11 protein-coding genes and 1 pseudogene are annotated in these 12,713 nt (G+C 70.0%); 10 read left to right on the top strand and 2 right to left on the bottom strand.

Annotation, left to right across the window (positions count from 1 at the left end):
• The 3 genes and pseudogenes from AC3A46_RS18895 to AC3A46_RS18885 all read left to right on the top strand — a co-directional run.
• Positions 1-460: pseudogene (locus AC3A46_RS18895) on the top strand (DNA polymerase III subunit gamma and tau); the annotation flags it as partial.
• A 3-nt stretch (positions 461-463) separates the two neighbouring features.
• A complete protein-coding gene (gene recR / locus AC3A46_RS18890) occupies positions 464-1,057 on the top strand; it encodes a recombination mediator RecR (protein ID WP_310292398.1) in 594 nt (197 codons plus the stop codon).
• A 176-nt stretch (positions 1,058-1,233) separates the two neighbouring features.
• Entirely contained in the window at positions 1,234-2,166 is a 933-nt protein-coding gene (locus tag AC3A46_RS18885) for a DMT family transporter (protein ID WP_487666605.1), read from the top strand.
• 2 nt (positions 2,167-2,168) lie between these two features.
• On the opposite strand, the gene AC3A46_RS18880 is transcribed toward AC3A46_RS18885, so the two are convergent.
• Positions 2,169-2,396 (bottom strand): hypothetical protein, encoded by a 228-nt coding sequence (locus AC3A46_RS18880; RefSeq protein WP_487666604.1) that lies wholly within the window; start codon positions 2,394-2,396, stop codon positions 2,169-2,171.
• 280 nt (positions 2,397-2,676) lie between these two features.
• Between AC3A46_RS18880 and AC3A46_RS18875 the strand changes: the two genes are divergently transcribed.
• The 5 genes from AC3A46_RS18875 to AC3A46_RS18855 all read left to right on the top strand — a co-directional run bounded on the left by AC3A46_RS18875 (position 2,677) and on the right by AC3A46_RS18855 (position 9,681).
• Positions 2,677-3,978, top strand: a complete 1,302-nt coding sequence (locus AC3A46_RS18875) for an aspartate kinase (protein WP_487666606.1) — start codon at positions 2,677-2,679, stop codon at positions 3,976-3,978.
• Between the two features lie 179 nt (positions 3,979-4,157).
• A complete protein-coding gene (locus AC3A46_RS18870) occupies positions 4,158-5,228 on the top strand; it encodes an aspartate-semialdehyde dehydrogenase (protein ID WP_487666603.1) in 1,071 nt (356 codons plus the stop codon).
• 145 nt (positions 5,229-5,373) lie between these two features.
• Positions 5,374-6,888 carry a malate:quinone oxidoreductase gene (locus AC3A46_RS18865; RefSeq protein WP_487666602.1) on the top strand — a complete coding sequence of 505 codons (1,515 nt, stop codon included), beginning with the start codon at positions 5,374-5,376 and terminating at the stop codon, positions 6,886-6,888.
• Positions 6,889-6,941: 53 nt separating this feature from the next.
• Positions 6,942-8,969 (top strand): DUF2207 family protein, encoded by a 2,028-nt coding sequence (locus AC3A46_RS18860; protein ID WP_487666601.1) that lies wholly within the window; start codon positions 6,942-6,944, stop codon positions 8,967-8,969.
• 64 nt (positions 8,970-9,033) lie between these two features.
• The gene (locus AC3A46_RS18855; RefSeq protein ID WP_056369367.1) at positions 9,034-9,681 is read left to right on the top strand and encodes a thymidine kinase; all 648 of its coding nucleotides are present in this window, start codon (positions 9,034-9,036) and stop codon (positions 9,679-9,681) included.
• 7 nt (positions 9,682-9,688) lie between these two features.
• Here the strand turns inward: AC3A46_RS18855 and AC3A46_RS18850 are convergent, their stop codons facing one another.
• Entirely contained in the window at positions 9,689-10,519 is an 831-nt protein-coding gene (locus tag AC3A46_RS18850) for a DUF1295 domain-containing protein (protein ID WP_487666600.1), read from the bottom strand.
• A gap of 135 nt (positions 10,520-10,654) precedes the next feature.
• On the opposite strand from AC3A46_RS18850, the gene AC3A46_RS18845 reads away from it, so the two are divergent.
• The gene (locus tag AC3A46_RS18845; RefSeq protein ID WP_487666599.1) at positions 10,655-11,404 is read left to right on the top strand and encodes a FadR/GntR family transcriptional regulator; all 750 of its coding nucleotides are present in this window, start codon (positions 10,655-10,657) and stop codon (positions 11,402-11,404) included.
• A gap of 18 nt (positions 11,405-11,422) precedes the next feature.
• Positions 11,423-12,713, top strand: a 1,291-nt coding sequence (locus AC3A46_RS18840; RefSeq protein ID WP_487666598.1) for an alpha-hydroxy acid oxidase, incomplete at its 3' end; no start/stop codon positions are given.

The following is a 12,713-nucleotide window of genomic DNA, read 5'->3' as shown; positions in this document are numbered from 1 at the left end:
TCGACCCACCGCGCCGGCTGCGGCGCCGGCATCGGCTGCCCCGGTCACCGACTGGGCCGTCGCACCCATCCCGACCGACGACGACGCCCCGCCGCCCGACCCCGGCCCGGCCGCCTTCCCGGCTGAGACGCCGGCCCAGTTCGCGGTCGACGACGAACCCGAAGACGCCGAGGCCGCGACCGCACGGGTCGCGACGCTCGCGCCCCCGCGCGAGGGCGAGGTCCTGCCGCGTGCGCAGATCGCACCGGCCCTCGAACGTGATGACGATGACGATGTCGAAGACGACACGGATGCCGTCGCCGACCTCCCGGTTCCGCCCACGGTCGTGCCGCCGCTGACCCCGGTGGTCACGACCCGCAACGGCGGCGTACAGCGCTACGGCGAGGCCGTCGTGCGCCAGGTGCTCGGCGCCACGTTCGTTCGCGAGGAACCCTACGAGCCCCCGACGAGGTTCAGCTAGCCCATGTACGACGGCATCGTCCAAGACCTCATCGACGAATTCGGCCGCCTCCCCGGGATCGGGCCGAAGTCGGCTCAGCGCATCGCGTTCCACATCCTGCAGACGCCGAACTTCGATGTGTCGCACCTCGCAGAGCTGCTCAGCGAAGTGCGCGAGCGGGTGCGCTTCTGCGAGGTGTGCGGAAACGTCTCCGAGCAGGAACGCTGCTCGATCTGCCGCGACCCCCGCCGCAACCAGACGCTGATCTGCGTGGTGGAGGATGCGAAGGACGTGGCGGCGATCGAGCGCACGCGCGAGTTCCGCGGGCTGTACCACGTGCTCGGCGGCGCGATCAGCCCCATCGCCGGCATCGGTCCCGACGACCTGCGCATCACGCAGCTCATGCAGCGTCTCGCCGACGGCACCGTGCAAGAGGTCATCCTCGCGACCAACCCGAACCTCGAGGGCGAGGCGACGGCGACCTACCTGAGTCGTCTGCTGCACACCCTCGAGATCTCGGTCACCCGCCTCGCCTCGGGGCTCCCGGTCGGTGGCGACCTCGAGTACGCCGACGAGGTCACGCTGGGTCGCGCCTTCGAGGGCCGCCGCTCGGTCTGACTCCACGCCGGTCGGGGTGTGCTCCGTGATCGCCGACGATGTCGGAAGTCCGCCGTAGATTGGCGGTCGGCCGCCTCGCGCGCAGCGCCGACGACCGGGGAAGCTGAGTCGATGACGACGTCCGTCCGGCGGCGTCTCGGCTGACTTCGGCACACCACGTTGGGAGACACCCCCGCATGAACTCCTCACAGCGGTTCGACGCGCGCGCATGGCTTCTCTTCGCCGCGATGGCGCTGCTGTGGGGTGTGCCCTACCTGTTCATCAGCATCGCCGTCGAGTCCTACTCGCCCGCGGCGGTGGTCGCCGGCCGCACACTGCTCGGCGCGCTGCTCCTGCTGCCCTTCGCCATCCACCAGAAGGCGCTGCGCCCCGCGTTCGCGAAGATCGGCTGGGTGCTGCTGTTCGGCGCCATCGAGATGGCCGGGCCCTTCCTGCTGCTCGGCCATGCAGAGCAGACGCTGCCTTCGGGTCTCACGGGACTCCTGGTGGCGACCGTGCCCCTGTTCGCGGCGCTGATCGCGTTCGGCGGCGGCGACCGGTCGGTGCTCAGCCCGGCGCGCGCGATCGGCCTCTTCGTCGGCTTCGCCGGCGTGTTCGTGATCGTCGCCGGCCCCGGGCTCGCCATCGAGGGCGGCGGTGGCCTCCTGGCGGTGGGGGAGGTGCTCCTCGTCGCGCTCCTGTACGCGATCGCGCCCTTCGTCATCGCGTCCAAGCTGCGCGACGTGCCGTCTCTGGGATCGATCACCCTCGCCCTCTTCGCGGTGGGAGTCTTCTACACGCCCATCGCGTTCCTGACGCAGCATCAGGTGCCGACCGTCGAGAGCACCGTGTCGCTCGTGGCCCTCGCCGTGCTCTGCACGGCGCTCGCGTTCATCGCCTTCTTCGCGCTGATCGCGCGGGTCGGCCCGGTCAAGGCGCCGCTGTTCACCTACGTCAATCCGGTCGTGGCGATCGTCCTGGGCACGATCATCCTCGGGGAGCCGCTGACCCCCGGCCTCCTGATCGGCTTCCCGCTGGTGCTCCTCGGCTGCTGGCTCGCCGCCACCGGCGGCGCGCTGCGCGCCCGCAAGCCCGAGACGGCCGGTCTGCCACCGATCGCTCCGAGCTGAGGTCAGCGAAGTACTTCGACCAGCACGATCCACGACACCAGCAGCGCGGCGCCGATCGCGACGATCGACCCGACGGCGGACCACGCCAGGCCGGCGGGCTGGCCGGCCGCCAGGAGTGCGCCGCCGATCAGATAGGCGAGCGGGGCGAGGAAGCCCACCGCGGACTTGAGCCAGCGCATCCGGTTGGCGGGATGCTGATTGAAGTCCGACCACGTCTCGATCTGCTCCATGCTCGGATGCTACTGGCGCTCGCCCGCGGCGCACACAATCGGATCCGCACCTGCGGAGGGGGACTGCGACGCGCCGCTTCGCACCATCTTGATCCGGCGTGTCGGGCCGCCGCTCCGCAGGTGCGGATCCGATCTTGCGGCGGGGCCCGCAGAGCGAGCCGCTCGACACATGGCGGGGCGCGCATGAGCGCGTCCGTAAGATGGACCCTTGGGTGACAGGAGACCGCGGTCAGCGGCATCCGTTCTCGCCCGCCCTCAGACAAAACGCGTGGAGTTCGATGTGGCGCTGATCGTCCAGAAGTACGGCGGATCGTCGGTGGCTGATGCCGAGAGCATCAAGCGCGTCGCGAAGCGGATCGTCGACGCGCGTCGCGCCGGCCATGACGTCGTCGTGGCCGTCAGCGCGATGGGCGACACGACCGACGAGCTGCTCGATCTCGCCGGCCAGGTCGCGCCCATCCCGGCGCCTCGCGAGCTCGACATGCTCCTCTCGAGCGGCGAGCGCATCTCGATGGCGCTGCTCGCGATGGCGATCCACTCGATGGGCTTCGAGGCACGGTCGTTCACCGGCAGCCAGGCGGGCATGATCACGACCGCCGACCACGGCTCGGCCCGCATCGTCGATGTGACGCCGATCCGCCTGCGCGAGGCGCTCGACGAGGGCGCGATCGTCATCGTCGCCGGCTTCCAGGGCTTCAACCGCGACACCCGCGACATCACCACTCTCGGCCGGGGCGGGTCCGACACCACGGCCGTCGCCCTCGCGGCAGCGCTCGAGGCCGACGTCTGCGAGATCTACAGCGACGTCGACGGCATCTTCACCGCCGACCCGCGCGTCGTGCCCAAGGCGAGGAAGCTCAGCGTCGTGTCGGCCGAGGAGATGCTCGAGCTCGCGGCCAACGGCGCGAAGGTGCTGTACATCCGTGCCGTCGAATACGCACGCCGCCACGGCGTGCTCATCCACGCCCGCTCCACGTTCAGCTCGGGCGTGGGGACCTACGTGCTCGGCCACGGGATGAACCTTCCCGAGGGCACAGTTCCCGACACTTCAGGGAGAGAAGAGATGGAAGAGCCCATCGTCGCCGGCGTCGCCACCGACCTCGGCCAGGCCAAGATCACCGTGATCGGCGTTCCCGACGTGCCCGGCAAGGCCGCCGAGATCTTCAAGGTCGTCGCGAAGTCCGGCGCCAACGTCGACATGATCGTGCAGAACGTGTCGGCCGCGACGACCGGCCGCACCGACATCTCGTTCACGCTTCCCAAGACCGACGCCGCGACTGCGCTCAAGGCGCTCGCCGCCGACCAGTCGGAGATCGGGTTCGAGAACCTGGTGCACGACGACCAGATCGGCAAGCTCTCCGTCGTCGGCGCGGGCATGCGCACCCACTCGGGTGTCTCGGCCACGCTCTTCGAGGCGCTGAGCGTCTCCGGCATCAACATCGAGATGATCTCGACCTCCGAGATCCGCATCTCGGTCGTGGTGCGCGGCGACGACCTCGCCGAGGCCGCCCGCGTCGTCCACACGGCCTACGGCCTGGACGGCGACATCGAGGCGACCGTCTACGCCGGCACCGGCCGCTGACGGACTCCGGACGGAACGCATGCTGCGACCCGCGGCATCCGTCTCCCGATCAGGAGATCCGACCCGGGCGTAACGGCGGACCGACCCGCAGCCGTCCGACGGTAGAATCGCCCAAACCCCGCGCGATCGACGGTGCCCGCGCGTCCGCTCCACGCTTGTGCCCACGCTGAGGAACTCCCATGACCCGCATCTCCGATTCAGGACTCTCCGTCGCCGTCGTTGGCGCCACCGGCCAGGTCGGGACGGTCATGCGCGAGATTCTCGCCGAGCGGAACTTCCCGATCCGCGAGCTGCGCCTGTTCGCCACGGCGCGCTCGGCCGGCACCGCCGTCGAGTTCGGCGGCGAGACCGTGATCATCGAGGATGTCGCCACCGCCGACCCGGCAGGCATCGACGTCGCCCTGTTCTCGGCCGGCGCCACCGGCAGCCGCGCGCATGCGCCCCGCTTCGCCGAGGCCGGCGCGATCGTCATCGACAACTCCAGCGCGTGGCGCATGGACCCCGAGGTGCCGCTCGTCGTCAGCGAGGTCAACCCGCACGCGATCGAGAACCCGCCCAAGGGCATCATCGCGAACCCCAACTGCACGACGATGGCCGCGATGCCGGTGCTGAAGCCCCTCGACGCCGAGGCCGGCCTCGAGCGCCTCATCGTCTCGACGTACCAGGCCGTGTCGGGCTCGGGTCTCGCCGGTGCGCAGGAGCTGCTCGGCCAGGTCGAGGGCGTCCTCGCGCAGGGCAACACGCTCGACCTCGTGCACGCCGGCTCGGCGGTGGACTTTCCGCAGCCCGAGAAGTACGTCGCGCCGATCGCGTTCGACGTGATCCCGCTCGCCGGCAACCTCGTCGACGACGGCCTCAACGAGACCGACGAGGAGAAGAAGCTCCGCAACGAGAGCCGCAAGATCCTCGAGCTGCCCGACCTCCGCGTCGCGGGCACCTGCGTGCGGGTTCCCGTCTTCACCGGCCACTCGCTGTCGATCCACGCCGAGTTCAGCCGGGACATCACACCCGAGCGCGCCTACGAGATCCTTGCCTCGGCGCCGGGCGTCGTCGTCGAAGAGGTCCCGACGCCGCTGCAGGCGGCCGGCAACGACCCGAGCTACGTCGGCCGCATCCGCGCCGACCAGTCCGCGCCCGAGGGCAAGGGGCTCGTGCTCTTCATCTCGAACGACAACCTGCGCAAGGGTGCCGCGCTCAACGCCGTGCAGATCGCCGAGGTCGTCGCCGCCAACCTCGGCGTCTCCGCCTGACACCGCCGCCAAGACGCGTCGAAGCGAGCGGATGCTTCGCGCCCCGGCATCCGCTCGCTTGTCGTTTCGGCAAGAACCGCCGGACTTTCAGCGTGAGAGGCAGGCCAGGGCCGGGGGTGCTTTCGCGCCGAACTAGAATCGTCTGGTGACCGCAACGCCCACTGAGAACCACGCCGACACCAATCCCCACGTCGAGACCGTCGACGTGCTGCTGATCGGCGGCGGGATCATGAGCGCGACGCTGGGCACGCTCCTGCAGGAGTTGCAGCCCGACCTCAAGATCGCCGTGTTCGAGCGGCTGAGCGATGTCGCGCTGGAGAGCTCGAACGCGTGGAACAACGCCGGCACCGGCCACGCGGCCCTGTGCGAGCTGAACTACATGCCCGAGGGCAAGGACGGCTCGGTCGATCCCGCCAAGGCGATCTCGATCAACGAGCAGTTCCAGCAGAGCCGTCAGCTGTGGTCGTCGCTCGTCGAGGCCGGCGTGCTCGACGCTCCGTCGACGTTCATCAACTCCGCCCCGCACATGACCTTCGTGCGCGGCGAGAAGGACGTGGCGTACCTCAAGAAGCGCTACGAGGCCCTCAAGGACGAGCCGCTCTTCGCCGGCATCGAGTACAGCGAGGACTCCCGCGTCATCAACACGTGGGCACCGCTGCTCATGCAGAAGCGACGCAAGGGCGAGCCGTTCGCGGCGACGCGTGTGCCCGCCGGCACCGATGTCGACTTCGGCGCCCTGACCCGCCAGCTGGTCGACCGGCTCGCCGAGAACGGCGCAGACGTCCGCACCAACACCGAGGTGCGCAAGCTGAAGCGCCTCTCGGACGGAACCTGGAGCGTGAAGTACCGCCGCACCATCGGCCGCACGCCGGGCGAGATCCGCGCGAAGTTCGTCTTCGTCGGCGCCGGCGGCTGGGCGCTGAAGCTGCTGCAGCGCTCGGGCATCCCCGAGATCTCGGGATACGGCGTATTCCCCATCGGCGGGCAGTTCCTCAAGACCTCGAACCCCGCGGTCGTGGCACAGCACAAGGCGAAGGTGTACTCGCAGGCCTCGGTCGGCGCGCCGCCGATGTCGGTGCCGCACCTCGACACCCGCGTCGTCGACGGCGAGGCCTCGCTCCTGTTCGGCCCGTTCGCGACGTTCAGCCCGAAGTTCCTCAAGACCGGCTCGTGGTTCGACATCGTGGGCCAGGTGCGCCCCGGCAACCTCGGGCCGATGCTCAAGGTCGCGTGGGACAACCCCAGTCTCATCACCTACCTCGTCGGTGAGCTGCTGAAGAACCACAAGAAGAAGGTCGACAGCCTGCGCACCTTCATGCCCACCGCGAAGGACGAGGACTGGGAGATCATCCAGGCCGGCCAGCGCGCTCAGGTCATGAAGAAGGACCCGGAGAAGGGTGGCGTGCTGCAGTTCGGCACCGAGGTCGTGACCGGCGCAGACGGCACGATCGCCGGCCTGCTCGGCGCCTCGCCGGGCGCGTCGACCGCCGTCTCGATCATGCTGGGGCTCTTGAAGACCTGCTTCCCCGATCGCATCGAGGAGTGGGAGCCGCGCCTGCGCGAGCTCATTCCGAGCTACGGAGACACGCTCAACGCGCGGCCCGAGGTCGCGCGCAAGTCGCTCGGCGAGACCGCCGAAGCGCTGGCGCTCACCGCCTGATCCGCCGCGCGCCCTCCCGGGCGAGCGGGCGCGCGCGCCCCTAGGGTGGGGGCATGTCGGTGTCACGACGCGGGTGGCGTCGCTGGGGGATCGCCGCCGGGGTGCTCGTCGCGCTCGTCGTCGCAGGCGCGATCACGCTCGGTGTCGCGACGGCCCCGCCCACGCCCGCGGCGATCGCCCCGCGGGGGAGCGAACGCCCTGGGGTCCTGAATGCGATGGCGGCAGCATCCGTCGACGATTTCACGTTCGACTCGTTCCAGGCCGACTATTGGCTCGTCCGCGGCGCGGGCGAGCGCAGTCGTCTGCTCACCACCGAGACGATCGTGGCGCGCTTCCCGGACTTCGACCAGAACAAGGGCATGGTGCGGGCGTTGCCGGTCGTCGACAGCGGCATCGACCTCGGCACCGTCGTCTACACCGTGACCGGGGCCGACGGTGCGGCGATCCCGTGGTGGACCGAGCGCGACGGCGACTGGATCTACGTGCTGACCGGAGACGACTCGTACGTGCGCGGTGCGCAGACCTACGTCATCACGTACGAGATGAGCGACGTCGTGCTGCGCTACGACGACACCGCGGCCGACGAGTTCTACTGGGACACCGTCGGCACCGACCACGCGCAGCCGTTCGGTGTGGTGACCGCTGACGTGCATGTGGCGACGGATGCTGCCGCCGGCCTGATCGAGGGGCGCGCGTTCTGCTACACCGGCCCCTACGGATCGACCGAGCAGTGCGCGATCGAGCGCGCGGCGGAGGTGGAGCCGCTGCCGGACACCGTGCAGGCGTGGGCGCAGGCCGTTGGTGCGTCGGCCACGACCGCCGTGGCGTTCACCGCCGAGGGCGAGAAGCTCGGCCCGCACGAGAACGTGACCGTGGCGCTCGGCTTCGAGCAGGGGACTTTCGCGGCGCCGAGCCCGCCCCCGCCGCCGCCGTACCCGTGGTGGCTGTGGATCCTCCCCGGGCTCGCGCTGCTGTCGGGCATCGGCGGTCTGGTGTTCGTGCTCGTGGTGAAAGCCGTCGCGCGTCGCAACCCCGACCGGTCACCGGTGATCGTGCAGTACACGCCGCCCGACGACGAGTCGCTGACGCTGTCGGCCGGGGTGCTCGACGTCCCCGAGCGCGCGCTGGCGGCGAACGTGGTCGATCTCGCGGTGAAGGATGTGCTCGAGATCCGGGCGACGGGCGACCGCGAGGATGCCGACGACTTCGAAGTGGTGCTGCAGGGCAGCGCCGGTCTCGACAGTGACGAGCGGCGCATCGTCGACACCCTGTTCGGCCGCAAGGCCGAACCCGGTGCTGACGTCGATCTCGGAGCGTTCGCCCGCAAGCCCCCGTCACGCGCCGTCACCTACGTGCGGCGGATCGACGAGTCCACCGTGCAGCGCGGGTACCGCAGCAAGCTGCCGGACTGGATCACGCGGCTGCGCGGCTTCCTCCAGCTGGCCGGGCTGCCGCTGGCGATGCTGCTCATCTTCTTCGCCGACGGCGCGTTCGTGGTGCTCGACCCCCTCGGGCAGTGGGGGAACGTCATCTACTTCGCCGCGCTGGGCAGCGCCTTCTTCGCGTTCATCGGCCTGCCGTTCTTCTCGCTCCCGAAGTCGGTGCTCACGGTCGCGGGCGGCATGCACAAGACCTATCTCGAGGGGATCCGCGAGTATCTGCAGCTCGCGGAGGAGGATCGGCTGCGCGCGGCGCAGTCGCCGCGGACAGCCGATCTCGTGTCTTCGGGGCATCGTGCCTACGGGGAGCTGCCAGATGCTCCTGGCGCATCCGTCGTGAACCTCTACGAACGTCTGCTGCCTTACGCGGTGCTGTTCGGCATGGAGCGCGAGTGGGTGAACGTCATCCGCGCGGCCGCGGCCGTCGAGGTCGCCTCCCAGCGTGCGCTGCTCGACGCGGTGACCTCGCATTCGCTCTCCGATGCCTCGTCGTCGATCGGACGGCTCGCGGCCACGCCGGTGTCGCGCCCGGGATCGTCGTCGAGCTCGTCCTCGAGCTCGAGCTGGTCGTTCTCGGGCGGATCCTCCGGCGGCGGGTTCTCGGGCGGCGGAGGCGGCGGGGGAGGCTTCGGCGGGCGCTGATCCTCGCCCCGGCGCCGGCTCAGGCGCGGCGGGCGCGGGAAGCGCCACCGACTACGCTCGATCCGTGGCCAAGCTCTACTTCCGCTACGGGGCGATGAACTCCGGCAAGTCGACGTCGCTCCTGCAGGCCGCGTACAACTACGAGGAGCGCGGGCAGCACGTGCTCCTCGCCAAGCCCGCCATCGACACCAAAGGCGCCGACCAGATCGACAGCCGCCTCGGCGTCAAGCGCACCGTCGACTTCCTGGTGCGTCCCCAGGACGACATCCGCACGCTGTTCGCGGAGCACCGGGCGCGCGTCAAGGCCGAAGCGGCCGACACCCTCGTTCCGGAGTCCGAGGAGCACGAGGTCGATGTCGCGTGCCTGCTCATCGATGAGGCGCAGTTCCTGACCCGGGAGCAGGTCGACGATCTGCTCCGCATCGTCGTCTTCGACGGCGTGCCGGTGCTTGCGTACGGCATCCGCACCGACTTCCAGACCCAGGCGTTCCCGGGGTCCGCGCGGCTGCTCGAGCTCGCCCACAGCCTCGAAGAGCTGAAGACCATCTGCCGCTGCGGTCGCAAGGCGCTGTTCAACGCCCGCCTCGTGGGCGGCCGATTCGTCTTCGACGGCGACCAGGTCGCGATCGACGAACTCACCGCCGACCGCGTCACGTACGAATCGCTGTGCGCCGAGGACTACCTCCGCGCTTCGGGTGGCCGCCTGGAGTAGCCCGGGATCAGGCTGTCTCGGGGGCGCGTCCGCGCCGGCGGGGGAGCGGGATCAGCATCGATGTCGTCCGCTGGTACTCGCGGTAGGCCGGGTATTTCGACGTCGAGATCGATTCGGTGAACACGGTCGACCCGATGAACAGCACCGTCAGCAGAGCGGCGCCGGCGATGGTCCAGTTCAGCCAGCTGCCGCCGTCGGCGACGAGGGCGACCGCGCCGAGCGCGTAGAACGCCCACCACTGCGCCTGCTCGAAGAAGAAGTTCGGGTGGCGGCTGTAGCCGAAGAGCCCGGTCGTGACGAAGCCGGGCTCGAGCGTGCCGCCCGCCGCCTTCTTGGCCTGGTGGAACGCCCACTGCTGCTGATCCGCCACGGTCTCACCGACCAGGAACGCGGCGAACAGCATCGCGAACGCGGCATCCCATCCGGTGAACGGCATGGGATGCTGCCACGCGATGTACGCGGGGAGCGAGATGAGCACGAGCAGCGCGCTCTGGAAGAGCACGATGAAGAAGAAGTTGAACAGCTGGAACTGCCCGCGCGTCATGCGGCCGCGCAGGATCGCCCACCGGTAATCCTCCATGCCGGTGTAGCCGCCCTTGCGCGCGAAGTTGAAGGTGAGCCGGGCGCCCCACGCCGTGACCAGGAGCGCCATCACGACGAGGCGCGTCGCGTCGACGCCCGCGATCAGCGCGGCGGCGGCGAAGATCCAGCCGTAGATCACCGGGACGATCGACCACAGTCGGTCGATCCAGGACGTCTCGTTCGTGACGAGCGAGGTGATCCAGCAGAACGCGGCAGCCACGCCCGCGACGATGAGGACGAGGGGGAGGGGGTCCATGGGGTCAGCGTAGTGGCCCGCGCGGACACGAGGGGTCACACGGCTTGCTTGTGGTCTGACCACAGGGTAACGTTTCTGACCACACCGTGCCCTTCAATGAGGAGGGCGCCGGATCCGACATCGACGAGGAGATCCGTGGCAGGCATCCCGACTCCGCCCGCGCTCGCGCCCGCACGCGCGTGGCGCGTCGTGCTCGAGAAGATCGAGACCGATCTGCTCGACGGCACCCTCAAGCCCGGTGATCGCCTCGCCCCCGAGCGCGAACTCGCCGCCACTCTCGGTGTGGGGCGCTCCAGCGTCCGCGAGGCGCTGCGCGTGCTCGAGGTGATGGGGCTCATCCGCACCGGCACCGGGTCGGGGCCGACCTCCGGGGCCATCATCATCGCGACGCCGCAGGGCGGCATGTCGGCGCTGCTGCGGCTGCAGGTCGCCGCACAGGGCTTCCCGTTCGACGACGTCGTCGCCACGCGGCTCGTGCTCGAATCGGCCGTCGTCGACGCGCTCGCCGCAGACCCGACGCGCTCGACGGCGCAGGCGCGCGAGGTGCTCGTCGCGATGGACGCCGACGACCTCACCGCCCCCGAGTTCCTCGCGCTCGACGCCCAGCTGCACCTCGCCCTCGCCGAGGCCTCCGGCAACCTCGTCATCGCGGCGATGATGGCGGGCCTGCGCACGGCGATCGAGTCGTACGTGCAAGCGGGTGCGGCGGGCATCGCGGAATGGGATGCCGCGGCCGACCGCCTGCGCCACGAGCATCACGCGATCCTCGACGCCGTCGACGCCGGCGACCCCACGCTCGCCCGCACACTCGTCCACGACCACATCGTCGGCTACTACGCAGCGGCGGGTCTCGCCCGCTCGACCGCCGCACGCACGCAGATCTGACCCATCGGAGAGGTATTCATGGTCACCCGGCAGTTCCCCAACCCCAAGGAGCTCCTCGAGCTCATGCAGTTCAAGAAGCCCGAGCTCGACGGCAAGAAGCGCCGCCTCGAGTCCGCGCTCACGATCTACGACCTGCGCGACATCGCCAAGCGCCGCACCCCCAAGGCCGCCTTCGACTACACCGACGGTGCGGCCGAGGGCGAGCTCTCGCTGTCGCGGGCGCGGCAGGCGTTCGAGGACATCGAGTTCCACCCCGACGTGCTGCGCCCCGCCGAGAACGTCGACATGTCGACCGAGATCCTCGGCGGCCCGTCGGCCATGCCGTTCGGCATCGCGCCGACCGGCTTCACGCGCCTCATGCAGACCGAGGGCGAGATCGCCGGCGCTGGTGCCGCCGGTGCCGCCGGCATCCCGTTCACCCTGTCGACGCTCGGCACCACGTCGATCGAGGGTGTGAAAGCGGCGAACCCGAACGGGCGCAACTGGTTCCAGCTGTACGTCATGCGCGACCGCGAGATCTCGTACGCCCTGGCCCGCCGCGCCGCCGAGGCCGGCTTCGACACGCTGCAGTTCACGGTCGACACGCCGGTCGCCGGCGCCCGCCTGCGCGACAAGCGCAACGGCTTCTCGATCCCACCGCAGCTGACGCTCGGCACCATCGTCAACGCGATCCCGCGCCCGTGGTGGTGGTACGACTTCCTCACCACGCCCAAGCTCGAGTTCGCATCGCTCTCGACGACGGGCGGCACGGTCGGCGAGCTGCTCAACTCGGCCATGGACCCGACCATCAGCTACGACGACCTCGCGATCATCCGCGAGATCTGGCCGGGCAAGATCGTGATCAAGGGCGTGCAGAACGTCGCCGACTCGAAGCGCCTCATCGACGCCGGCGTCGACGGCATCATCCTGTCGAACCACGGCGGCCGTCAGCTCGACCGCGCGCCGATCCCGTTCCGCCTGCTGCCCGAGGTCGTCCGTGAGGTCGGCAAGGACGCCACGGTCATGGTCGACACCGGCATCATGAACGGCGCCGACATCGTCGCCTCGATCGCACTCGGTGCGAAGTTCACGCTCATCGGCCGCGCCTACCTGTACGGCCTGATGGCCGGCGGACGCCAGGGCGTCGACCGCACCATCGCGATCCTGCGCAGCGAGATCGAGCGCACGATGAAGCTCCTCGGCGTCTCGTCCATCGCGGAGCTCGAGCCGCGCCATGTCACGCAGCTGCAGCGCCTCGTCCCGGTCGCGGTGTCGGCCCCCGCCGCCGAGGCGGCCGTCGCCGCCGCACCGCGCCCGCGCGCGGCTCGTG

This window comes from Microbacterium sp. Soil_C_42 (assembly GCF_057656735.1).
This window is presented reverse-complemented; position numbering and strand designations above follow the sequence as displayed.

Bases quoted from the DNA above. Each gene is read 5' to 3' on its own strand.
- AC3A46_RS18870 (WP_487666603.1), top strand. From the start codon at position 4,158: ATGACCCGCATCTCCGATTCAGGACTCTCCGTCGCCGTCGTTGGCGCC.
- AC3A46_RS18850 (WP_487666600.1), bottom strand. From the start codon at position 10,519: ATGGACCCCCTCCCCCTCGTCCTCATCGTCGCGGGCGTGGCTGCCGCG.
- AC3A46_RS18880 (WP_487666604.1), bottom strand. From the start codon at position 2,396: ATGGAGCAGATCGAGACGTGGTCGGACTTCAATCAGCATCCCGCCAAC.
- AC3A46_RS18885 (WP_487666605.1), top strand. From the start codon at position 1,234: ATGAACTCCTCACAGCGGTTCGACGCGCGCGCATGGCTTCTCTTCGCC.
- recR (WP_310292398.1), top strand. From the start codon at position 464: ATGTACGACGGCATCGTCCAAGACCTCATCGACGAATTCGGCCGCCTC.
- AC3A46_RS18860 (WP_487666601.1), top strand. From the start codon at position 6,942: ATGTCGGTGTCACGACGCGGGTGGCGTCGCTGGGGGATCGCCGCCGGG.